This window comes from Croceicoccus sp. YJ47 (assembly GCF_016745095.1).
In the GTDB taxonomy this organism is placed as follows: Bacteria; Pseudomonadota; Alphaproteobacteria; order Sphingomonadales; family Sphingomonadaceae; genus Croceicoccus.
Genome location: NZ_CP067087.1, coordinates 2,767,944 through 2,790,730, shown reverse-complemented (window position 1 = coordinate 2,790,730; position 22,787 = coordinate 2,767,944). Strand labels below are relative to the sequence as shown.

The window sequence follows — 22,787 nt, the reverse complement described above, 5'->3', positions numbered from 1 at the left end:
TCATCCCCTCCCCCATTGCCCGTCACGCCCCGCCCTTTCCGCCGCGATCGACGGGTTGTGATGCTTGCTCTCGCGGCGCTGCTGTGGGCGGGATTTGCGATTGTGGTCTGGGCGGTATTGGGGGGACATACTGCACGGTTCGACGCGGTTCTGCTCCGCTTGCCGCGGATGGCGGACGGCGCGGCGCGGGGGCCGGAATGGATGCTTGAAATGGTGCGCGACGTGACCGCGCTGGGCGGAGTGCTGCTGCGCAATGTCTTCGCCTTGGTCGGGGTGGGTGTCGCGGCTTTCGTTTTGCGGTGGCGGGGGCTTGCCGTCTGGCTTTTCATGACGGTGGCGTCGGGCTGGCTCGTGAACAGCGTGATGAAATATGCGATCGCGCGGCCCCGGCCCGAACTCGTGCCGCATCTGACCGAGGCGGGCGGCCCCGCCTTTCCCAGCGGGCACAGTTTCAACGGGGCGGTGGTCTATGTTGCCCTTGCGCTGGCCTTTGCGCCATGCGTCGCGCGGGCACCGGTGCGGCATGCACTGATCACGGCGGCGATGGTTCTGGCCGCGCTCATCGCGATGAGTCGCATCTGGCTCGGCGTGCACTGGCCCAGCGATGCGCTGGCCGGATGGCTCGGCGGGACCGGCTGGGCCGTTCTGTGCGCCGCCGCGTTCCGCCCCTCGCCGAGAGGGCGAAACGCGGTGCGCGCCTAGCGCGGACCGACGTTCAGATCGGATCCTGCGCCGTGCCCGACACGGTCCAGGTCTGTCCCTTGCGGAGTAGCGCAGCGAAGTCGGTGGACTTGCCAGCTGCGTCCTTCGCATTGCGCGCGTGGACCATATCCTCGAAAACCGGCGCCGGATTGTCGTAGATCACGCCCAGCGCCATCGGAAACGGCCCGAACGGCATCTCGATCAGCATATGGGCGAGCGTCTTGCTCTTCGCATTATGCGTCATCACGCCCGCGCCCTGCCAATCGCCATCGACGACATCCACGACCTTGAGCGTGAGCGTCTCTGTATCGAGCGCGAGACCCTTCGTCCCCTTCGCGAACAGCATCGGCTCACCATGGGTCAGCCAGATCTGCGTTTCGGGAGCGCTTTTCTTCTGCGTGAAATCGTCGAACACGTCCTTGTTATACACGATGCAGTTCTGGAAAATCTCAATGAAGGCCGCGCCCTTATGCGCATGGGCGGCTTTCAGCACCTCGGGCAGATCCTTCGACACGTCGTAACCACGCGCCACGAAACGCGCCCCCGAACCCAGGGCAAAGGCGCACGGGCTGGCCGGTGCCTCGACCGAACCGGCCGGCGTCGACGGGCTGGTCGTGCCGGGGCGGCTGGTCGGCGAATATTGCCCCTTGGTCAGGCCGTAGATCTCGTTGTTGAACAGCATGATCTGCATGTTCACGTTCCGGCGCAGCACATGCATCATGTGATTGCCGCCGATGGAAAGCCCGTCGCCGTCGCCCGTCACCAGCCACACGTCGAGATCGGGATTGGCGAGCTTCACCCCCGTCGCAACCGCGGGCGCGCGGCCATGGATGGTGTGGAAGCCATAGCTTTCCATGTAATAGGGAAAGCGGCTGGAGCAGCCGATGCCGGAAATGAAGACCGTATTGGCCGGATCGGCGCCAAGCTGCGGCAAGGTGCGCTGCACCGCCTTCAAGATAGCGTAGTCGCCGCAGCCGGGGCACCAGCGTACCTCCTGATCGGTTTCCCAGTCCTTGAGCGTGGTCGTTACGGGGGTCATGTCGTTCATGTCGCGTGTCCTTCTGGACTGATTCAGGCGTGACGGGCTCAGGATTGGGCTTTTTCGGGGCTGGGAAGCTGCGTGTCGTTCACATCGACCCGCCCGCCCTCATTACCGTCGACATCGTCGAAATAGGCGGCGATCGCGGCCTCGATCTCGGCAATGGCAAAAGGCTGCCCGCTGGTCTTGGTCAGCGATTGCGCATCGATCAGGAACTGATCGCGCAGCACGGTCTTGAACTGTCCCGCGTTCATTTCGGGGATCAGCACGTTGTCGAACCCGGCCAGCAATTCGCCCATGTTCTTCGGCAGCGGCCAGATGTGGCGGACGTGGATGTGGCTGACGTCGATGCCCTTTTTGCGGGCGCGGCGGACGGCCTGATGAATGGGGCCGAACGTGCTGCCCCAGCCGACCACGGCGAGCTTGCCGCTCGTATTGCCCATGCACACGTCCTGATCGGGGATGTCGCTCGCGATCCCCTCGATCTTGTTCTTGCGCGCGTCGGTCATCGCCTGGTGGTTGGCGGGCGAATAATCGATGTGGCCGGTGCCCTGCGCCTTCTCGATCCCGCCGATGCGATGCATCAGACCGGGGGTGCCGGGCTTGATCCACGGGCGCGCGCCCTTTTCATCGCGCGCGAAGGGGAGCAGCGTGTCATTGCCATCCGCATCCGTCGCGTTCTTCTCGGCGAGGAACTTTGCCGGGAAATGCGCGAAACCGGTCGGGTCGGGCACCTTCCACGGCTCGGCGGCATTGGCGATATAACCATCGGTGAGCAGCATCACCGGCGTCATGTAATGCACGGCAAGGCGGCATGCCTCGATCGCGCATTCGAACGCATCAGCCGGGCTGCGCGCCGCGATCACGGGAAGCGGCGCGTCGCCGTTGCGGCCATAGACCGCCTGGTAAAGGTCGCTCTGCTCGGTTTTCGTGGGCAGGCCGGTGGACGGGCCGCCACGCTGCGAATTGACGATGACGAGCGGGAGTTCGGTCATCACGGCAAGGCCCATGGCCTCGCCCTTCAACGCAATGCCCGGCCCGGACGAGCTGGTGATGCCGAGCTGCCCTGCATAGCTTGCGCCGATGGCGGCGCAGATCGCGGCGATCTCGTCCTCCGCCTGAAACGTGGTGACGTCAAATTCCTTCAGATTCGCCAGATGGTGCAGGATGGCGGACGCCGGCGTGATCGGATAACCGCCGAAAAACAGCGGCAATTCGGCCAGCTGCGCACCCGCCACCAGACCGAGCGAAATGCTCTCCGCCCCGGTGATCGTGCGATAGAGGCCGGGCTCGCTTTCGACCGGCGCGACATGATATTGCTTGAGCGGGCCGGAAATTTCCGCCGTCTCGCCATAGGCATGGCCAGCATCCAGCGCCGCGATATTCGCATCGGCCAGGTCGGGCGCCTTCCTGAACTTCTGCTTCAGCCAGTCATGGATCGGCTCGCGCGACCGGTCGAACATCCACAGCGCGAGGCCGAGCGTCCACATGTTCTTGCAGCGCAGCGCTTCCTTGTTGCCCAGCCCGAACGGCTTCACCGCCTCCAGCGTGAGCGCGCTGATGTCGAAGGCCAGCACGTCCCATTTCGCCAGCTCGTCCCCTTCGAGCGGGTTATGGTCGTATTTCGCCTTGTCCAGATTGCGCGCCGTGAACTCGCCCGTATCGGCAATGATCAGCCCGCCGGGTTTCAGCGCGGCAAGGTTCACCTTGAGCGCCGCCGGGTTCATCGCAACGAGCACGTCGGGCGCATCGCCCGCGGTTTCGATCGCGGTGGAGCCGAAATTGATCTGAAACGCCGAAACGCCGAACAGCGTGCCCTGCGGCGCGCGGATTTCGGCGGGGAAATCGGGGAACGTGGCAAGATCGTTGCTAGCCAGCGCGGTGGACAGCGTGAACTGTCCCCCGGTCAGCTGCATCCCGTCGCCCGAGTCCCCGGCAAAGCGGACGACGACCGCCTCTGTCTGACCCGACGGGGTGTCGGGGGCGGCGGTGCTTGCGGTTTGTGAAGCCATTGTCATCCTCGGTATCGGCCCGAATGAAAAGCGCGGCGGGCGGCGCGTGCCCAAATTGCGGGCGGCGGTCATTGCCTGACTAGTCTTCTGAACCCAAGCGTTCAATTTAGAAAAAGTTTCCGCCCCGCCCCGATGCGCTTTGCCCGATGCGTTTGCCCCGCCGCCCCCGCGATGTTCACACCATGGCCCGAACCGGTTGCAAAACCCATGCTCCGGCGGCCAGATGGCGCCCATATCCGCGAATCGAGAAAGCGAACCGCATGACCAAGCCCGACCCCGCCCTTTACCGCCCCTGCGCCGGGTTGATGATCGTGAACGAGGATGGCCGCGTCTTCGTCGGCAAGCGGCTCGACACGAAGGAAGGCGACTGGTGGCAGATGCCGCAGGGCGGCGTCGATCCGGGCGAGGACATGCACGAGGCCGCCTTTCGCGAAATGTACGAGGAAACCGGCATCCGGTCCGACAAGGCCCGGATCGAGGCGCAGAGCGAGGAAGAGCTGTTCTACGACCTGCCGGAGGAATTGAAGGGCAAGCTGTGGGGCGGGAAATATATCGGACAGCGTCAGCGCTGGTTCCTCGTCCGGTTTTCGGGGACCGATGCGGATATCGACCTCAACGCGCATAGCGAGGCCGAGTTCGCCGAATATCGCTGGGTCGATGCCGACACGCTGCCGGCAATGATCATTCCGTTCAAGCGCCCCGTTTACGAAGCGGTGCTCTCGCAGTTTCGCGACCGGATCTGACGCCGGGCCGCAAGCCTTCAGTTCAGTTCACCTCGACCGGTTCGTCCATCCCGGCCATCGCATCGCCGCCAGATGCGTCCGCCGAACGAACCGGCTCGACCGGCCCACGCTCGATCGCGGCGGCCAGTGCGCCAACCTCGGCGCAATCACTGCCGCACAGCGATTTCAGCCGGGTCAGGTTCTGCTCCGCCTTGGCGATCGCGCCCTTCTCGGCCATGGCGGCGCCCTCCCCCGCGATGGCGGAAAGATTGCCGGGATCGAGGGTCAGTGCCTGCCGGTAATAATGGATGGCCTTGCCCTGCAAACCCTTCGAGCGGGCAACGTCGGCCAGCGACATGAAGATCTCCGCATAGCCGGGGGCGAGCACGGCCGCAGCCTCGAACCGGTCGGTTGCGCCGGCAATGTCACCGCTCGCAAGCGCCGCATCGCCCGATTGCAGCAGGCTTTCCACCCGCGGATCCGCCGGTTCGGCCGCCTTGCCATAACCGGTGCTCGCACTGATCGCGACGAAGAGCGACAGGGCGGCGGCGATCGGGGTGTAGCGCATCAACAAATCCTTCCAAGCCGGGTCACGCTCCCTGCGCGGGCGATCGAACGATGAGGCGAGAGGGCGGGCCATGTCCGGCCAAGCCTAGCACGGCGAGATATAGCGTGCGATAAAAAACCCATCGGTCGCATCGTGCAACGGCGTCAGCCGCATTCCGGTTCCCCGCCTCCGGCCGAGCGGCAGATCGGGCGTATCGGCCGAAAAACCGGGGTTGCGCGAAAGAAACGCCTCGCCCTGCTCCGCCCCTTCGACGTCGAGCAGCGAACACACGACATAGACGACGCGCCCGCCCGGTTTCACCAGCCGCGCGGCAAGGTCGAGCAGCCGCGATTGCAGCGCCGCCTGCTCCTTCAGGCTGGCGGGCGTCACGCGCCAGCGCGCCTCGGGATTGCGGCGCCAGGTGCCGGTCCCGCTGCACGGTGCATCGACGAACACGATGTCCGCATCGCCCTCAACCTGCGTCAACGCGTCCATCTCGTGTCCGGGGTTGAGCAGCACGGTTTCGGCGATCGTCACCCCGGCGCGTTCGGCCCGCTCCGGCAATTTCTGAAGCCGTGCGCGGGAGGTATCGGCGGCAAGGATGCGCCCCTCGTTCCCCATCATCGCGGCCAGCGCGAGCGTCTTGCCTCCCGCGCCTGCGCACAGATCCACGACGGTCATTCCCGCGCTCGCGCCCGCGGCGAGGCAGGCGATCTGGCTGCCGGTGTCCTGCACCTCGACAGCGCCGCTCTTCCACGCGTCCCAATCCTCGACCCGAAGCCCGGTGTCGAGCCGCAGCCCGTGCGGCGCCGCCGTGGCGTCCGCCGTTTCGGGCAGGGTCAGCGTATCGCGCCGCGCCTTCAGCGTATTGACGCGCAGGTCGAGCGGCGCGCGTGCCGACAAAGCGTCCTGCTCCTCGCGGTCGAGGCCGCTGCCCATCATCTCCTCGCGCAGCCAGCGCGGCGCGGTGTCCAGATTGGCGACCGGTTCGCCCGGCTCGATCTCGTCCGGGCCGTACTGGCTCCCGTCGAACATTTCGCGCAATTCCGGTTGTTGCTTGGTCAGTGCGAGCATCGCGGCACGGCCAGACACCGGCACCTCGCCGCAGGCCCGGATCGCGGCATAGACCAGCTCGCGGATCGCGCGCCTGTCCTTTGACCCGGCATAGCGATTGCCGCGCGCCCAGTCGGCGATGATGCGGTCGGCGGGCGGGCCATTGCCCCGCGCGCCTGCGATCACCGTGTCGAGAATGTCGATCGCGGCTTTCACGCGGGCGGACGGGGTCATGGCTGTTCCTTAACGGGTGGGATAGTTGGGCGCTTCGCGCGTGATGGTGACGTCGTGAACGTGGCTTTCGCGCAGGCCCGCACCGGTGATGCGCACGAAACGCGCATCCTTGCGCAGTGCGTCGATCGTGCCGCACCCGGTATAACCCATCGCGGCCTTCACCCCGCCGACGAGCTGATGGACCACATCCTTGGCCGGGCCTTTATACGGGACCTGCCCCTCGATCCCCTCGGGGACGAGCTTCATGGAATCCTTGATGTCCTGCTGGAAATAGCGGTCGGCGCTGCCGCGTGCCATCGCGCCGACGCTCCCCATGCCGCGATACGCCTTGTACGCGCGGCCCTGATACAGGAACGTTTCGCCCGGTGCTTCCTCGGTCCCGGCCAGCATCGAGCCGATCATGATGGTGGAGGCACCCGCCGCCAGCGCCTTTGCCGCGTCGCCGCTCGTGCGCAGGCCGCCATCGGCGATGACGGGCACGTTCGACTTGTCGGCCTCCTCCGCCGCATCCATGATCGCGGTGAGCTGCGGCACGCCGACGCCCGCCACGATCCGGGTGGTGCAGATGGAGCCGGGGCCGATGCCGACCTTGATCCCGTCGGCCCCTGCATCGATGAGCGAGCGCGCCGCCGCCGCCGTCGCGACATTGCCGGCAATGACCTGCACGTCGCTGGACAGCGCCTTTACCCGTTCGACGGCGCGGGCGACATCCTTGTTGTGCCCGTGCGCGGTGTCGATGACGACCACGTCGACCCCTGCATCGACGAGCGCGCTGCTGCGCTCGAACCCGGTGTCGCCGACGGTGCTTGCCGCCGCGACGCGCAGGCGCCCCGCCGAATCCTTGGTCGAATCGGGGAAGGTCACGGCCTTCTCGATGTCCTTCACCGTGATGAGGCCGATGCAATGATACGCATCGTCCACCACGAGCAGCTTCTCGATCCGGCGGCTGTGGAGGAGGCGGCGCGCCTCGTCCTGCTGAATATCTGCCGAAACCGTGGCGAGATCGTAGGCCGTCATCAATTCGCGCACCGGCTGGCGGTCATTGGCGGCAAAGCGCACGTCGCGATTGGTCAGGATCCCGACCAGCCGGCCCGATTGCTCGACCACCGGAATGCCGGAAATCTTGTGGCTCTGCATCAGGCTCCGCGCCTCGCCCAGCGTCGCATCGGGCGCGATGGTGATGGGGTTGACGACCATGCCGCTTTCGAACCGCTTCACCTGCCGCACGGCGCTGCACTGTTCCTCCACCGTGAGATTGCGGTGCAGCACGCCAATGCCGCCCATCTGCGCCATGACGATGGCCATCTCGCTCTCGGTCACGGTGTCCATCGCGCTCGACAACACCGGAATGTTGAGCGTGATGCCCCGCGTCAGCCGCGTGCGCGTGTCGGCAAGGCTGGGCACGATGTCGGATGCGGCGGGCTGCAACAGCACATCGTCGAAGGTGAGGCCGAGGGGGATGTCGGGGGAAAGGCGGTTTGGCACGGCGAAGGGATGCTTTCGTTCGGTAGGCGGGCGGTTCGTTGCGGGCGGCGCAGATGCAGCGAACCCATGCGGGGGCCGCTTCCGCCCGGACCCTGTGAAACCGTCCGGCATGGAGAGTCGTGCAACGCCCTCTAACCGCCCTGCGCCTTCGCCGCTAGGGGGTGGTCGCGCTTTCTGTCGGAACGGGCCGCCCGTCGGAGCGCAAGGGGCCGGGAAAACGGGCCGGGTCCGCCGCCGCCCTCACGAGCGCGGTATGAAGACGCACCATGTCGACCGCCGCGCCCAGCTCGACCGTTTCGAACTCGTCGCCGGGGCGGTGGTAATTGCCATCCATGAACCGGGCGAGCCGCGGCGCATCGGCGAAACTCGCGCTCACCATCACGGCAGGCAGCCCGGCCCGCATCAGGGCATAGCCATCCTGACGGCGCAGGAACATGGCGTTCACCGCGTCCGGATCGACGAGCACGATCGCTTGCTCGTCCGCGACGCTCTGTACCAGCGCGGCCAGCGGATCGCCCTTTTCCCCGATCACGACCGCCGGTGCGCCCGCCGGGGCCAGCCCTTCGCTGTCGATATTGAACGCGGCGACGAACTTGCCCAGCGGCACGGGCGGATCCGCGGCAAAGGCGCGCGCGCCAAGGAGGCCGTCCTCCTCCGCCCCGGTGGCGAGGATATAGACGTCGCGCTTCATCCGCGGTCCGGCGCGAAGATTGCGCGCGATCTCGGTAATCATGGCAAGCCCGGTGGCATTGTCGATCGCCCCGTTGCAGATCGTGTCGATGAACCGGCGCCCGCACGTCGCATTATGCGCGCCCAGATGGTCCCAATGGGCGAGCAGCAGCACCGCGCCCGATTGCGGGTCGGTCCCCTCGATCCGGCCGATGAGGTTGTAGGTCGTGACGGCCTCGCCGTTCGCGCCGGTCACGCGGAACGGTGCGCGCCACGGGCTGGCCGAATCGTGGGTGCCCGATTTAAGGCCGATCGCCTTCCACTGCGCCTGAAGATAGTCGAGCGTCAGCCCCTCGCCCGGCGTGCCGGCCGCGCGCCCTGCGAAACGGTTGGAGGACAACACCTCGACATGGGAGGACAGCGCCTGCGCGACGCTCGCCGGTTCGCGCTCACGCGGCGTTGCACACGCCGCAAGCAGCGCCGCGCAGGCCGCCGCCCACGCCCATTGCGCGGCCTGTCGCATCCGCCTGCCGCCCCCGTTTGCCCCGTGTTTCATCGCATCATTGCGCGGTCCAGCCGCCGTCCATGCTGATATTGCCGCCGGTCATGTTCTGCGCCGCATCCCGGCACAGGAACACCGCGAGCGCGCCAATATCCTCGGGCTGGGTGAATTTCTTGGTCGGCTGCCCGGACAGGAGGACGTTTTCGATGACCTCCTCGCGGCTGAGCTTGCGGGCCTTCATCGTGTCGGGGATCTGGTTCTCGACCAGCGGGGTCCACACATAGCCGGGCGAAATGCAATTGGCCGTGATATTGTCCTGCGCGAGTTCGAGCGCGACCGTCTTCGTCAGTCCGGCCAGCGCATGTTTCGCCGCGACATAGGCTGATTTATACGGCGATGCGGCCAGCGAATGCGCAGAGGCGGTGTTGATGATGCGCCCCCATCCGCGCGCCTTCATCATCGGCACGCAAAGCCGGCACGCATCGAACGCCGCCGTGAGATTGAGCGCGATGATGCTGTCCCATTTTTCGGGCGGAAATTCGTCGATCGGGGCGACATGCTGCATCCCGGCATTGTTGACCAGGATGTCGACCGCATCAAAACGGGTCCGCGCCGCCTCGATCAACGCCTCGGTCCCTTCGCGTGCGGTCAGGTCAGCGGGCACGAATGCGACCTCGACCCCGTGATCCTGCGCCATTTTCGCGCGTGTCTTTTCGATCTCAGCCTCGTCTCCGATGCCCGTCATGACGATATTCGCCCCCTCCTGCGCGAGCGCATCGGCAATGGAATGCCCGATGCCCGAGGTCGATCCGGTCACGAGTGCGGTTTTTCCGGTAAGGAACATCTTATACTCCAAAAGGTTATCCGGTCTGGCATCAAGGTGGCACCATGACCGGGCCGATTCGGCACGACCGGCACCTTTGAAAACGAGGTAACATGAGGCTGAACGATTTCTCCCGTAATATACGCGTGCGGGACCAGCGCGGTTCCGGCGGCGGTATCGGCGGAGGCAAGAAACTGGGATGCGGCGCGATCGTCGTCGCACTGATCGGGGCGGTGTTCTTCGGGATCGACCCGATGACCACGCTCGGCACCATCGACCAGGTCACCCAATCCGCCCCCTCAGGCAGCGGACAGGAACAGGCTCAGAGCGGGCAGACGGTCGAGGAAAGCTGCTCCGTCGGACCGTACAGCCGCGAAAGCTGCGCCGCGCTCTCCTCCCTCGACGAGACATGGGCGCCCTTGTTCGCCGAGGCGAATATCCCGTTTCAGCGGCCCACCCTCAATTTCTACGACGGACAGGGGCGTTCGGGTTGCGGCAGCGCGCAGGCGGCAATGGGGCCGTTCTACTGCCCCGCGGACGAGGGTATCTATATCGACACCAGCTTCTATGATCAGATGGAGCGTCAGATGGGCGCCGGCGGCGATTTCGCGCGTGCCTATGTCATGGCGCACGAATATGGCCACCACGTACAGCACCTGACCGGTCTCGCCGATCAGGTGCGCAGCGCGCAATCGTCGAACCCCACGGGCGCGAACCCGTTGCAGGTGCGCATGGAGTTGCAGGCCGATTGCTATGCCGGGGTGTGGGCGGCGAAGAACCGCGACCTCATCGAACCCGGCGATATTCAGGAAGGCCTGCGCGCCGCCAGTGCCATCGGCGACGATACCTTGATGCGCAATGCCGGGCGGCGCGTATCGCCCGAAAGCTTCACCCACGGTTCAAGCGCGCAGCGTATGGAATGGCTGCAACGCGGGCTTCAGACAGGAGACGAGGATCAATGCGACACCTTTGCCGATTTGCGCCGCTGATGGCCATCGCCGCCGCGTTCAGCGCGCCGGCCATGGCACAGGAGGACATGCGCGATCCCGATTTCGAGGCCGAGGATCTTGCGACGCAGCCGCTGCGCGATCTCAATCTCCACCGGGACGATATTCCGCCCCTGCTCATCGACGTGGCGACGGATCCGTATGCGACCGGCGGGCTGCACGATTGCGCGCAGATCGCGCGCGCGGTGACCGATCTCAACCTCTATCTCGGCGTCGACATCGATCAGCCCGCGACGGAAAAGAGCGACATGCAGAAGGGCACCAACATGGCGGGCAATGTCGCCAAGTCGCTGATTGGCGGGCTCATCCCGTTTCGCGGCGTCCTGCGCGAGGTGACGGGCGCGAACGAGGAACGCCGCCGGTTCGAACGGATCGTCGGTGCGGCGCTGATCCGGCGCGGCTTTCTCAAGGGATTGGGCGAGGCGCGCGAATGCGAATGGCCCGCCCGCCCGGCCCGCGAAGGCGACGTGTTCGATCCGGTCGCGCGGCGGACCGCGGAAATGGACCTTCCGCAACAAGGCAGCACCGCAGCCGCGGAACAGGTGGCGGTGAGCGAGACGCCGTAACCCGGCGTCCCGCTGCATTTCCGCCTGTTGCGCTCCCGAACTTCCCGCAAAGGGGGGTCAGTTGCCGCGGAGCTCTGCCTGCATGTCCTCGAGTTCCTGGTCCAGATCGCGCAAGGCTTCGGCACGGGCATCGGCAGGGATCGAGCGGCTCGTCGCGATGGCGCGGCGGGCGGTGCGCACGGCGGAGATGGCGCTGGCATACGCCTTTCGCTCGATCGCCCGTTCATCGACGACCTGCGTCTGCACCACGCGCCGCTTGCCGTCCTCGTCCACGCCGAAGAGCCGGATGACATGGCGCTTCCCGTCGCCGTCGCTCGACACGGTGTGCTGGATGTCGGGCACGGACTTCATCGCGGCGCGCACGCTTTGCGCGATCATGGGGCCAAGCTGCTCCATCTCGTTTTCGAACGCGTCCATTTCGGATTCGAACGCGTCGGCCTCGGCTTCGGCTCTCGATGCTTCGGCCTTGATCCTGTCTTCGTAGGCGAGACGGTCGGTACCGGCCCACGTGTCCGGGATGTCCTCGGAAGCCAGCACCTGCGCAAAGCTGGCGGGCATGGGCGGCGGCGCGGGCATGAACGGCGGCGCGGGTGGGTGCATAGGTGACGGCGGGGCTGCGGGAACCGGCGGCGCGGCGGGCGCAGGACGCGCGGCCCGCTCCCCCTCGGCAAAGCTGATCGTCGCGGACAGGGGCAGAGCGACCAGCACGGCGCCCGCGATCGCCATGCGCCCGGCACGGCGGCGGCGGGTGCTGCCCTCCTCCTGCGTGAGGCTGCGCAAACGGTGGACGATCGCCTTTTCACCGAGCGCCGGGCCGATTTCGCGAAAACCCGCCATCGGCGCGGCGAGCGCCATGTGCTGTTCCCGGGCGAAGAGCACGATCACCTCGCCATAGCGGGCGCGCACGGGACGGCTCTTGCCCGCCATGACATGCGCGTCGCAGGCTGCCTCCTGATCCCGGCGCATCGCGCGCCAGCCCAGCCAGGCCACGGGATTGAACCAATGTAGCGCCAGCACCGGCTGCGCCAGGATATTGGCCAGCAGATCGCCGCGGCGATGGTGCGCGATTTCATGTGCGATGGCGAAATCGCGGGCCTCGCGGCTCGGCTGCGCCATGAAACCCGCGGGCATGGCGATCACCTTGTCGCGTATGCCGAACGCCAGCGGCGCGGCGACCTCCCGGCTTTCCACCATGCGAATATCGCCGACCTCGCCCACCGGCACCGCGCCGTCGAGCAGCCGTGCCCGCATTGCGCGATAATTGCGCATGCGCCAGATACAGAACGCCGCCGCCCCGCCAAGCCAGATCGCAATGGCGAGCGTTGCGAAAATATCGCCGCCCGCGCCGGTCTGCACCGCCGCCTCGGTCAGCGATGCGGTCCCGAACTCGGCATCGACCACCGAGGGATGCACCGGAGGCGCCTTTTGCGCAAAAAGCGGCACGCCGGCCTCCGGCGCCAGCCACGCGGGCAGCACGATCGGCGGCATGACGAACCGCAACGCCGGCAACAGCCACAGCGCATAGGCAAGCCGCGCGCCGAACAGATGCGCCATCGGCCGGCGGATGAGCAGCACCACGGCAATCAGCAGCCCCGTGGCGAGCCATGTATCGAAAACGAACCCGGTCATTTGCGCAACTCCTGCAAGAGAGCCTCGATCTCGGACAGATCCTTGTCATCCAGCGCTTCGGCCTCCGCCAGATGCGCGAACAACGACGATGCGCGCCCGCCGAAAAGCCGGTCAACAAGCCGGCGCGATTCCGTGCCGACATATTCGGAGCGCGCCACGACAGGCGAATAGAGAAAGCGGCGCCCGTCCGGCGCCGTGTCGACCGCGCCCTTCTGGCTGAGCCGGGAGAGCAACGTCTTTACCGTGGCAAGGCTCCACCCGCGCGTTTCGCCGATGCGGTCGGCGACCTGCGCGGCGGTGAGCGGCGCGTCGGCCCACAAGGCTTCCATCACCGCGTGTTCGGCCTCGCTGATGCGTTCGGTCTGGGGGGTGTTCATCGATTCCTCCACGGATTGCGATTACAGGTGTAAGCGATCCGATTACATCTGTAAATGCTCGCGCCGTGGCTGACATGACGCTCGTCGATCCCGGTATGTCGTTCGTCGAACGGATTTGGCATGATCGCGCCATGCTCAAACGATTCGCTTTTGCCGCCCCCTTCGCCCTCGCCCTGTCATCGCCCGCGGCCATGCCCGCATCGGCGCAGGATGCCGCGCCGCCCGCCACGCAGGACGTCGTCATCGAAACGACCATGGGCGACATCACCGTCACGCTCGAAACCGGGCGCGCGCCGGTGACCGCCGGCAATTTCCTGCGCTATGTGGACGAGGACCGGTTCGACGGGACGGTGTTCTACCGCGCGATGCGGCTCGACTGGGGCGAGCAGCCCAATGGCTTGCTCCAGGGCGGAACGCGCAACGATCCGGAGCGTATTCTCGACCCGATCGCGCATGAACCGACGAGCGAGACCGGGCTCACCCACGACACCGGCACCATCTCGATGGCGCGCTTCGACCCCGGCACGGCGACCGGCGATTTCACGATCATGCTCGCCCCGCTGTCGAGCATGGACGCCGATCCCTCGTCGGACGATCCGTCCCTGCGCGCAGGGTTCGCCGCGTTCGGCCGGGTAGTGGACGGCATGGACGTGGTGCGCGCGATCTTTGCCCGCCCGCTCGACCCGGAGGCCGGCGAAGGATGGATGAAGGGGCAGATGCTCACAGAGCCGGTCGAGATCGTCGACATACGCCGGGTGGCGCCGGCGGAACGCTGACCCCGGCGGGCTTTTAGTCGTACGCCTGCGCAAAGGCGGCGGCGGCACCGAAAAGACCCGGCTGCGGATGGGTAATCAGCTTGACCGGGATCGTCTCCATGAGTGCGCGGAACCGTCCCTTTGCCACGAAACGTTCGTCGAAACGGCTGTCGAGCAGCTTGTCCTTCAGCCTGAGCCCCAGCCCGCCCGCGATCACCACCGCATTGGCCCCGTGGGCAAGCGCAAGGTCGCCCGCCACGCTGCCCAGGATCATGCAGAAACGCTGACACGCCTTGACCGCGACGGGATCGCTGTCGGTCATGGCGGAGAGCCACAATTCGCGATCGTCGCCCGACGGCATCGGCAACCCCTCGATCGCGGCAATCGCCTCGGCGAGCGGGATGATCGCGGGGCCGGAACACATCCGCTCGACCGATACGCGGGGGAGCACCTCGCGCACGTGGGACAGGATGCGCTCGTCGATGCGGTCCTCGGGCGCGAAACCGATATGCCCGCCCTCGGTCGGCTGCACGCGATAGCTGTCCTCTTCGCGCGCGCCCTGAAACAATTGCGCCACGCCGAGCCCGGTGCCCGGCCCGGCGACGGTCGTGACCCCGGTGCGCGGCAACGGAATGTCCGGCCCGGCGAGATGGATGAAATGATCCTCATGCGCGGCGGCAACGGCGTGGCCGACCGCCTCGAAATCGTTGATGATGACGTGGTCGTCGACCTTCAGCTCTTCGGCGATTTCGGCAGGTTTTACGACCCAGTGCGAATTGGTGAAGCGGATTTCCTCGCCCGTGACCGGCCCTGCGACCGCGATGGCCGCCGCGCGGGGCAATTCGTAATCCACCGCGTCGGCAAACCGGTCCCATGCCGCGCCAAGGCCGGCGACGCTGCTCGTCGCGAAGGTGTGCGGCGTGCCCAGCGAGATGACATGCCCATCGGCAACCTCCGCCAGGGCAAAGCGGGCATTCGTCCCCCCGACGTCGATGGCAATGACGCGGGTGGTGTCGTGGGCGGGCTCGTCGGGTTCGCTATCCATCGCCACCGTGCTAGCTTTCGCGCGGTGCCTGGACAAGCGGATTTGCACGCCTGTTTTTACCGGGGCAGGAGATAGGCGCCCTGTGGCACCGGATCGTCGAACCGCTTGACCGTATCGGCCAGAGCTTCGGCCACCAGATGGTCGATCAGTTCCGGGAACAGCAAGGGCCGCGCCGCCGCCTCCCAGAGGAAGAAGCCGTAGCTGCCGGGAATGGCGTTGATCTCATTAAACCACAATTCGCCGGTTTCGCGATTCGCCATGAAATCGATGCGCGGCGCACCCCGATGGCCGAGCGCGACGAACACCCGGCGCGCATAATCGTGAATGCGGTCCTGAAACGCGGCGGGAAGGTCCGGGTTGATGTCGCGGGTCAGCGAAAGCATCCCCTCGCTCGGCAGGAAAGCGCCCTTCGTGCCGCCGCCTGATGACAGGTATTTTTCCTTGAAATCAAGGAGTTCTGCGCCAGACTTCGGACGCTCTATAGCCGAAAGCGCGACATCGTCTCCGGTCCAGCGCATGGCGATGTTATATTCGACGAGATTCTGCACCTGCGGCTCGATCAAAGCGAGATTGTCCTGCGCCAGCACATAGGCGACCAGCGACGGCAGATCCGCCGCCGTCTTCGCCAGCCCCACCCCGATCGACGAACCGAGATTGGAAGGCTTCACAATGGCTGGAAAGCCGAGCTTCGCCTCCACCTCCGCGACAAGATCGGCGGACCGGGCGAGCCGCGCCCGGTTGGCCGTCACATGGTCGAGCACGTTCACCCCCGCCAGCTTCACCAGCGCCTTCGTCGCATCCTTGCGCATGGCCATGGCGCTACTGCCCGCGGCAAAGCCGGTGACCGGAATGCCGAGCAGTTCGAAATGCCCCTGAAGCCGGCCATCCTCGCCGAACGGGCCGTGAAACACCGGGAGCACGCAATCGATCGGCGTCTGCGTCCCGGATTTCAGTTCCTGCATCACCGGGCCGCGTTCGGACCAGCGGAAGAATACCTCGGGCGCGCCGGCAGGTTTGGGCTTGAACCGCCTGATATCGCGCAGGAAAGGCGCGGAGAAAAAGCGGTTCTCGAAATCGGTGTAGACCGGCACCACCTCGATATTGCGGACATCGGCGGCATCCATCAGCTGATGCGCCGACACGACGGACACGTCATGCTCCTGGCTTGCACCGCCGAACATCACCGCCACGCGTTTCCTGTCGTGAGCCGTCAAAACATATCCTTGGGTCTGAAGTTTTCCGCCGTCATGCGCCGCTTGCGCGCTTGCTTCGTCTTGTGCCGCAAATCAAGCACTGTAAGAAGGGCGTCATGCAGCCCCCCCATCATATTCGGATCGGCACGCCGGGCAAGCCGCGCGTCGTCTTTGCCCATGGTTGGGGTCGCACCCACCGCGATTTCATCCCGGTTGCGGAGGCGCTGGCCCCGTCGATCGATGCGTATCTGTTCGACATGCCGGGTTTCGGCGAATCCGAACGGCCCGGCGAGGCATGGGGCACCGCCAATTACGGGCAATTCATGTCGGAGCATCTGATCGACGCGCTCGGCATCGATTCGTGCGTGTGGGTCGGGCACAGTTTTGGCGGGCGCGTCGGATTGCGCATCGGCGCCCGCTCGCCGGGGCTGTTGCAGCATATGGTGATCGTCGCCGGTGCGGGCGTTCCGCGCGACATCGGCTGGCGCGAGGGGATGAAGCGCAAACGTAGCGCGGCAAAGTTCCGACGGCTGAAAGCCGCCGCACGGGATGAGGACGCTCTCATCGCGCTCGAAAAACAATATGGCAGCCCGGATTACGTCGCGGCGCGCGAAACCGGCATGCGCGACATTTTCGTCGCCACCATTTCGGAGGATCAGAGCGATCAGCTTCACAAGGTCGCCGTGCCCACGACGCTGATCTATGGCGGGGCGGATACCGAAACGCCGCCCGGAATCGGCCGGGCACTGGCCGCCGGCATTCCGCAATCCGAATATATCGAATGCCCGCATTTCGACCATATCTCGATCCTTGATCGCGGGCGGCATCAGATCGCGCTCGCCATCAAGGAAGCGGTGCAGGGAGGCGAGGCATGACCTTCGCGCTGATCCTTTTCGCAGTGGCGGCCTATGCGCTGGCATGGGTGCGCATCCACACGCTGCTGACCTATTTTCAGCAGGAGGAATATAACGGGCGCCGCTTTATCGGCGCGGTGATGCGCGTGCGGCTTTTCGACGTGAAGGCCAGCGTCGTGCTCGCGATCAGCACGGCGATCGCGCTGTTTCTCCCCGCCAGCCGGACGGGGGCGATTGCGCTTTCGCTGCTGATCTTCGTGGATGCGGGGCTGCTCGCGCTGATCGCGTGGCGGGAACGCGGATATGGCTATAAAAAGCCGCTGGTGATGACGGGGCGGGCGCGGCGCATTCGCAACCTTGCCGCGATCCTTGCGCTGTTCGTGATCGCGGCGGCGCTTTCGGGACCGCTGGCGACGCTGGTCGCGTTGCAATTGCTGCCGCTGGCGCTGATCGCGGGGAATGCCGTCCTCGCCCCGCTGCAGGAGCGGGAGAACGAGGGATACATTGCCGAGGCGCGGGAGAAGCTTGCCCGGCTGAACCCCCGCCGCATCGGCATCACCGGCAGCTTCGGCAAGACCACGACGAAGCATATCTTTGCCGAGGTGCTCGCCGTGTCGGGGCCGGTGTTCTATTCCAAGGGGTCGATCAACACCGTGCTCGGCCTCACCCGCCATATTCGCGAGCGCCTGCAATTCAGCCACCGCTATTTCATTGCCGAGATGGGCGCCTATGGCATCGGTTCGGTCGCGCGCCTGTGCCGGTTCGTAAAACCCGATTTCGGCATCGTGACCGCAATCGGCGATGCCCATACCGAACGCTTCGGCTCTGTCGAAAACATCGCGAAGGCGAAGAGCGAACTGGTCGAGGCGGTGTGTGCCAATGGCGGCATTTCGCTCGTCTCGACGCAGGTGATGGATTACGAACCGTTCCGCATCCTGCGCGATGCCCACCCGGCGCAGGTCGTGACCGTCGGCCCCGAAGAGGACGCCGACATCCGCATCGGGAGCGCGGAATTGCGTGATGCGGACTGGCACATCGTGCTCGACGACCGGCGTGAGGGCGGCTTCGGCGCGCTCGCTTACGAGCTGCCCCTGCTGGGCGAGCACAACGTAATGAATTCCGCGCTGGCCGTGGCGGCCGCCGCGGTGATCGACCCGGCCGTGGCGCGGCGCATCGCGCTCGTCACCCCCGATGTCGAGCAGGTGCCCCACCGCCTGCAAAAGCGGGAAAGCCCGGGCGAGGCGCTGGTCCTGGACGATGCGTATAACGCGAACGAGCAGGGCTTTCGCAATGCCGTTTCCGTGCTGGCCGAGCTGGCGCGGCAACGTGGTGGACGCGCGATCCTGGTCACGCCCGGCATTGCCGAGCTGGGGATGGAGCACGATCGCGTGCATGCGGCGCTGGGCGAATATACGGCGCGCCATGCCGATATCGTCTATGCCGTGAACCCGTCGCGCATCGCCAGCTTTACCGCCGGCTTGCGCAAGGCCGGCAAGGAACCGCACGAGGTCGACAGCTTTGCCGAGGCGCGCGCCGCGCTCGAAAAAATCGCGACGGCGGAGGATGTCATCCTCTACGAAAACGACCTGCCCGACCTGCTGGAGGAAAAGCGCCTGCTCTGACCCTCAGATCCCGGCCCACCACGCGTAGCGGGCGCTGTCCTCCCAGTAACCGCCCTTCCCCCCGGCTACATTCGCGAAATCGGCGATCGCCTCGATCCCGGTCACGAATTTCGCGTGCTTGTAGCCCAATTGCCGCTCCACCCGGAGACGCAGGGGCGCGCCATGCCGTTCGGGCAGCATTTCGCCGTTCATGCGCCAGGCCATGATCGTCTGCGGATGGAACGCCTCGATCAGGTCGATCGTCTCGTAATAGGGCGTATCGCCATAATTGTCGGCACAGCGGAACAGCAGATAACGCGCCCGCGTCCGGTCCAGCCCCGCCATGTCGAGCAGCAGCTTGAGCGGCGTTCCGGTCCACGCGCCGATGGCGCTCCACCCCTCCACGCAATCGTGTTTCGTCACCTGCGTCCGGGCGGGCAGGTTCATCAGATCGCGCAGCGACAGTTCGACCGGCCGCCGCACCAGCCCGCCGATGCGGAGCCGGTAATCGGCAAAGCCATTGGCCAGCATCCGGCGATATTCGGGCGTATCGACCGTGCGCGAACCATTGGCGCGAAACACCGGGCTGCGCTGCGACAATGCATATTCGGGGGCCAGCGCACGCCGGTCGGTCACGAGCCGCTGCGCATCGCGCGTAAACCCGTCGAGCGAATAGACCACGTCCGACACCGGCCCGGTTTCCAGGATCCGCTGACACCCGCCGAGCGCCGCGCCCGTGCCGAGCAGCGCCGCGCCGCGCGCGATCATCCCGCGCCGTGAAACGCTCATCGCATGTCCTCCGGCAGGCGGAAGCGCCCGCTTATCATGCTGCGCATCTCGTTCACCGGCCCGGCCAAAAGGACCATCGCGATATGCACGATGATGAAGAGGACCAAAGCGAACGCCGCGATGAAATGCACCGAGCGGGCCGATTGCCGCCCGCCGAACAGGTCGAGGATCCATCCCCACGACGCATTCATAAACGGGCTCATGCCAAGGCCGGTCAGCACGATCGTCGGCAGGATGACGAACAGCACGGCAAGATAGCTCAGTTTCTGAAGGATGTTGTAACGCGCCGCCGCCGCGCCGGTGGGAAAGCGCAGCCGCGCATGATCGCGGATGTCGCGCCAGATATGCCGGGCGCGCAATTCGCGTTTCGCGGGGAGGAGATCGCGCGCGACATGGCGGTTGGCGATGCTCCACAGCATGTAGAGCAACCCGGCCACACCGAAAATCCATGCGCCAAAGAAATGATAGCGCCGCGCGTCGGCGAGGCTGTAATAATTGGGCAGGGTCATCCAGTGCGGAAAGGCCCGCGTCATCGTGCGGCCCTCCTTCTCCCACACGCCGAGCACGCCGGTCGTCCGGATCGCGGCGTCGCCGACGCGCACATATCCCTCCGCCCCCGTATCGGTGTCGCGGGCGCCGATCTGGAGCCAGGCGGTATCGAAATTCGCGCCGTAATGGCCCCAGTAAAGCCGGGGATGCGCGTTGAAGATCATCAGCCCGCTCATCAAAAGCGTGAACACCGCGGCCACATTGGTCCAGTGCCACAGCCGGGTGGACAGCCGGTGCCGCCGCACCACGTGCCCGCCCGCAGGATCGCCGGGGGTTTCGACCTGTTCGGGAATTGCCATGAATCCACCATGCCGCGCCGCCGACCGTCTTGGCAAGCGGCATCGGGCGGGCGCCGGGTCGCGGCAAAGTGCAAAACTTACAAGCGCGGCGCGGCGCCTTTACGCAAAAGCACAAGGTCGGCGGTTTCGCCGACGCCGCCGACCCCCTACCCCGGTCGACAACAGGCACCAGGAGAATGGCGATGACGCAGCAGGACACAATCGAGAGGACCGGCACGAACGGCGAGCGGGTATCGCGGGCCGGGCTCGACGTGGCGGCGGGGCTTGCCGAGTTCGTCGAAACCCGCGCCCTTGCGGGGACAGGGATCGACGCGGACGCGTTCTGGCAACGGTTTGCCGCGATGCTCGGCGAACTTGCGCCCGTCAATCGCCGCCTGCTCGACCGGCGAGACACGCTGCAGCAGGCGATCGACGAATGGCACGCGGCCCGCAGCGGAAAGCCGATCGACACGCAGGAGTACATGCAATTCCTTCGCGAGATCGGCTATCTCGTGGAGGAGCCGGCGCCATTTGCCGTCGATACCGAGAACGTCGATCCGGAAATCGCGACAATGGCCGGGCCGCAGCTCGTCGTGCCGGTGCTCAACGAACGGTTCGTGCTCAATGCCGCCAATGCGCGCTGGGGCAGCCTGTATGATGCGTTCTATGGCACCGATGCGCTCCCCGGCACGCCGGAGCCGGGCGGTTATGACGAGGCGCGCGGCGCGAAGGTGATCGCGGCGGGGCGCGCGTTCCTCGATGAGACCGTGCCGCTGCGCGAAGGGTCGTGGGCGGATTGGGACGGGCGCGAACCGCTCTTGCGCGAAGGCGAATTGCGCGGGCGGCGGGGCGATGGCTGGCTCCTGCGGCACAATGGGCTCCATATCGAGATCGTCGTCGACCGCGACCATCCCATCTACCGGACCGACAGGGCGGGCATTGCCGACATCGTGATGGAGGCGGCCATCACCACCATCGTCGACATGGAGGATCTGATCGCTGCCGTCGATGCGGAGGACAAGGTTGCCGCCTATGCCAACTGGCTCGGGTTGATGCGGGGCGAGCTGACCGCGCATTTCCGCAAAGGCGGGAAGGATGCGCGCCGCACGCTCGCCGCCGACCGCGACTATACCGGACCCGATGGCGCGTTCACCCTGCCGGGGCGCAGTGTGCTCTTCGTCCGCAATGTCGGCCATCTCATGACCAATCCGGCCATTCGCCTGCCCGACGGGTCGGACGTGCCCGAAGGGTTGATGGACGCCGCGATCACCGGCTTGTGTTCGCTGCACGATCTGAAGCGGCTCGGCAATCCGGCCATCGCGAACAGCCGCACGGGCAGCATCTATATCGTGAAGCCGAAGATGCACGGGCCGGAGGAAGCCGCCTTTACGAACCGGCTGTTCGACGCGGTGGAGAACATGCTGAACCTGCCGCGCCACACGATGAAGGTCGGCGTCATGGACGAGGAACGCCGGACGAGCGCCAATCTCGCCGCCTGCATCGCGGCGGTGCGCCACCGGATCGTGTTCATCAATACAGGCTTCCTCGACCGCACGGGCGATGAAATCCACACCGCGATGCGCGCCGGCCCCATGGTGCCCAAGGGCGAGATGAAAGCATCGGAATGGATCGACGCCTACGAAAAACGCAATGTCGCGATCGGGCTTGCCTGCGGGCTCGACGGAAAGGCGCAGATCGGCAAGGGCATGTGGGCGATGCCCGACCGGATGGCCGACATGCTGGAGGCGAAGATCGCCCATCCCATGACGGGTGCGAACACGGCATGGGTCCCCTCCCCGACCGCCGCGACCTTGCACGCCATCCATTACCACCGCGTCGACGTGTTCGAACGGCGGGAGCATATCGCGAGCGAAGGCATCCCGCCGCTCGAAACCCTGCTGCGCGTGCCGCTGGCCGACGGGCGCAACTGGACCGAGGATGAAATCGCGCGCGAACTCGACAATAATGCGCAGGGAATCCTGGGCTATGTCGTGCGCTGGATCGATCAGGGGGTCGGGTGTTCCAAGGTGCCCGACATTCACGACATCGGCCTGATGGAAGACCGCGCGACCTTGCGCATTTCATCGCAGGCGCTGGCAAACTGGCTCATGCATGGTGTGTGTAGCGAGGCCGATGTCGACGCCGCCTTGCGCCGCATGGCGGCAAAGGTCGATGCGCAGAACGCCGGCGATCCGTTTTACGAACCGATGGTAGGCCATTGGGACAGCAGCCACGCATACCGGGCCGCACGCGCGCTGATCTTCGAAGGGGCGGCGCAGCCTTCGGGCTATACCGAACCGCTGCTGCATGCATGGCGCCTGCGCAAGAAGGCGGAGGCGGCCTGAGGCAGGACAGG

Annotated in this window: 21 protein-coding genes; 8 read left to right on the top strand and 13 right to left on the bottom strand. The window is 66.0% G+C overall.

The window, feature by feature from the left end:
- Nucleotides 1-60: 60 nt before the first annotated feature.
- The gene (locus JD971_RS13515; protein ID WP_236672100.1) at nucleotides 61-702 is read left to right on the top strand and encodes a phosphatase PAP2 family protein; all 642 of its coding nucleotides are present in this window, start codon (nucleotides 61-63) and stop codon (nucleotides 700-702) included.
- Nucleotides 703-715: 13 nt separating this feature from the next.
- On the opposite strand, the gene JD971_RS13510 is transcribed toward JD971_RS13515, so the two are convergent.
- Nucleotides 716-1,750 carry a 2-oxoacid:ferredoxin oxidoreductase subunit beta gene (locus JD971_RS13510; protein WP_202084183.1) on the bottom strand — a complete coding sequence of 345 codons (1,035 nt, stop codon included), beginning with the start codon at nucleotides 1,748-1,750 and terminating at the stop codon, nucleotides 716-718.
- A 38-nt stretch (nucleotides 1,751-1,788) separates the two neighbouring features.
- Nucleotides 1,789-3,753 (bottom strand): 2-oxoacid:acceptor oxidoreductase subunit alpha, encoded by a 1,965-nt coding sequence (locus JD971_RS13505; protein ID WP_202084181.1) that lies wholly within the window; start codon nucleotides 3,751-3,753, stop codon nucleotides 1,789-1,791.
- A 260-nt stretch (nucleotides 3,754-4,013) separates the two neighbouring features.
- Between JD971_RS13505 and JD971_RS13500 the strand changes: the two genes are divergently transcribed.
- Nucleotides 4,014-4,496, top strand: a complete 483-nt coding sequence (locus tag JD971_RS13500; RefSeq protein ID WP_202084179.1) for an RNA pyrophosphohydrolase — start codon at nucleotides 4,014-4,016, stop codon at nucleotides 4,494-4,496.
- Between the two features lie 22 nt (nucleotides 4,497-4,518).
- Here JD971_RS13500 and JD971_RS13495 read toward each other — a convergent pair whose 3' ends face one another.
- The 5 genes from JD971_RS13495 to JD971_RS13475 all read right to left on the bottom strand — a co-directional run bounded on the left by JD971_RS13495 (nucleotide 4,519) and on the right by JD971_RS13475 (nucleotide 9,809).
- Nucleotides 4,519-5,043, bottom strand: coding sequence for a hypothetical protein (locus JD971_RS13495; RefSeq protein ID WP_202084177.1), 525 nt, complete (start codon nucleotides 5,041-5,043; stop codon nucleotides 4,519-4,521).
- Nucleotides 5,044-5,127: 84 nt separating this feature from the next.
- The gene (locus JD971_RS13490; RefSeq protein ID WP_202084175.1) at nucleotides 5,128-6,309 is read right to left on the bottom strand and encodes an RsmB/NOP family class I SAM-dependent RNA methyltransferase; all 1,182 of its coding nucleotides are present in this window, start codon (nucleotides 6,307-6,309) and stop codon (nucleotides 5,128-5,130) included.
- A 9-nt stretch (nucleotides 6,310-6,318) separates the two neighbouring features.
- Entirely contained in the window at nucleotides 6,319-7,794 is a 1,476-nt protein-coding gene (guaB, locus tag JD971_RS13485; RefSeq protein WP_236672099.1) for an IMP dehydrogenase, read from the bottom strand.
- 154 nt (nucleotides 7,795-7,948) lie between these two features.
- The gene (locus JD971_RS13480; protein ID WP_202084171.1) at nucleotides 7,949-8,986 is read right to left on the bottom strand and encodes a M20/M25/M40 family metallo-hydrolase; all 1,038 of its coding nucleotides are present in this window, start codon (nucleotides 8,984-8,986) and stop codon (nucleotides 7,949-7,951) included.
- A gap of 37 nt (nucleotides 8,987-9,023) precedes the next feature.
- Nucleotides 9,024-9,809, bottom strand: coding sequence for a 3-hydroxybutyrate dehydrogenase (locus JD971_RS13475; protein WP_202084170.1), 786 nt, complete (start codon nucleotides 9,807-9,809; stop codon nucleotides 9,024-9,026).
- Nucleotides 9,810-9,901: 92 nt separating this feature from the next.
- On the opposite strand from JD971_RS13475, the gene JD971_RS13470 reads away from it, so the two are divergent.
- The gene (locus JD971_RS13470) at nucleotides 9,902-10,777 is read left to right on the top strand and encodes a neutral zinc metallopeptidase (protein ID WP_202084169.1); all 876 of its coding nucleotides are present in this window, start codon (nucleotides 9,902-9,904) and stop codon (nucleotides 10,775-10,777) included.
- Nucleotides 10,777-11,361: a hypothetical protein gene (locus JD971_RS13465; RefSeq protein ID WP_202084168.1), complete on the top strand. Its 585-nt coding sequence runs from the start codon at nucleotides 10,777-10,779 to the stop codon at nucleotides 11,359-11,361. Before JD971_RS13470 ends, JD971_RS13465 begins: the two co-directional genes overlap by 1 nt.
- 57 nt (nucleotides 11,362-11,418) lie before the next feature.
- Here JD971_RS13465 and JD971_RS13460 read toward each other — a convergent pair whose 3' ends face one another.
- Both JD971_RS13460 and JD971_RS13455 read right to left on the bottom strand, forming a co-directional pair.
- A complete protein-coding gene (locus tag JD971_RS13460; protein WP_202084167.1) occupies nucleotides 11,419-12,990 on the bottom strand; it encodes a M56 family metallopeptidase in 1,572 nt (523 codons plus the stop codon).
- Nucleotides 12,987-13,367 carry a BlaI/MecI/CopY family transcriptional regulator gene (locus JD971_RS13455; protein ID WP_202084165.1) on the bottom strand — a complete coding sequence of 127 codons (381 nt, stop codon included), beginning with the start codon at nucleotides 13,365-13,367 and terminating at the stop codon, nucleotides 12,987-12,989. The genes JD971_RS13460 and JD971_RS13455 overlap by 4 nt, the downstream gene beginning before the upstream one ends.
- Nucleotides 13,368-13,498: 131 nt before the next feature.
- Between JD971_RS13455 and JD971_RS13450 the strand changes: the two genes are divergently transcribed.
- The gene (locus JD971_RS13450) at nucleotides 13,499-14,143 is read left to right on the top strand and encodes a peptidylprolyl isomerase (RefSeq protein ID WP_202087675.1); all 645 of its coding nucleotides are present in this window, start codon (nucleotides 13,499-13,501) and stop codon (nucleotides 14,141-14,143) included.
- A 13-nt stretch (nucleotides 14,144-14,156) separates the two neighbouring features.
- On the opposite strand, the gene JD971_RS13445 is transcribed toward JD971_RS13450, so the two are convergent.
- Nucleotides 14,157-15,167, bottom strand: a complete 1,011-nt coding sequence (locus JD971_RS13445) for a glucokinase (RefSeq protein WP_202084163.1) — start codon at nucleotides 15,165-15,167, stop codon at nucleotides 14,157-14,159.
- 56 nt (nucleotides 15,168-15,223) lie between these two features.
- The gene (locus JD971_RS13440) at nucleotides 15,224-16,381 is read right to left on the bottom strand and encodes a hypothetical protein (protein WP_202084161.1); all 1,158 of its coding nucleotides are present in this window, start codon (nucleotides 16,379-16,381) and stop codon (nucleotides 15,224-15,226) included.
- Between the two features lie 95 nt (nucleotides 16,382-16,476).
- Between JD971_RS13440 and JD971_RS13435 the strand changes: the two genes are divergently transcribed.
- Both JD971_RS13435 and JD971_RS13430 read left to right on the top strand, forming a co-directional pair.
- Nucleotides 16,477-17,235 (top strand): alpha/beta fold hydrolase, encoded by a 759-nt coding sequence (locus JD971_RS13435; protein WP_202084159.1) that lies wholly within the window; start codon nucleotides 16,477-16,479, stop codon nucleotides 17,233-17,235.
- Nucleotides 17,232-18,836 carry a Mur ligase family protein gene (locus JD971_RS13430; RefSeq protein ID WP_202084157.1) on the top strand — a complete coding sequence of 535 codons (1,605 nt, stop codon included), beginning with the start codon at nucleotides 17,232-17,234 and terminating at the stop codon, nucleotides 18,834-18,836. Before JD971_RS13435 ends, JD971_RS13430 begins: the two co-directional genes overlap by 4 nt.
- Before the next feature lie 3 nt (nucleotides 18,837-18,839).
- Here the strand turns inward: JD971_RS13430 and JD971_RS13425 are convergent, their stop codons facing one another.
- Entirely contained in the window at nucleotides 18,840-19,604 is a 765-nt protein-coding gene (locus tag JD971_RS13425; RefSeq protein WP_202084155.1) for a molybdopterin-dependent oxidoreductase, read from the bottom strand.
- Entirely contained in the window at nucleotides 19,601-20,452 is an 852-nt protein-coding gene (locus JD971_RS13420; RefSeq protein WP_202084153.1) for a cytochrome b/b6 domain-containing protein, read from the bottom strand. The genes JD971_RS13425 and JD971_RS13420 overlap by 4 nt, the downstream gene beginning before the upstream one ends.
- Nucleotides 20,453-20,634: 182 nt before the next feature.
- Between JD971_RS13420 and JD971_RS13415 the strand changes: the two genes are divergently transcribed.
- The gene (locus JD971_RS13415) at nucleotides 20,635-22,776 is read left to right on the top strand and encodes a malate synthase G (protein WP_202084151.1); all 2,142 of its coding nucleotides are present in this window, start codon (nucleotides 20,635-20,637) and stop codon (nucleotides 22,774-22,776) included.
- Nucleotides 22,777-22,787 lie beyond the last annotated feature (11 nt).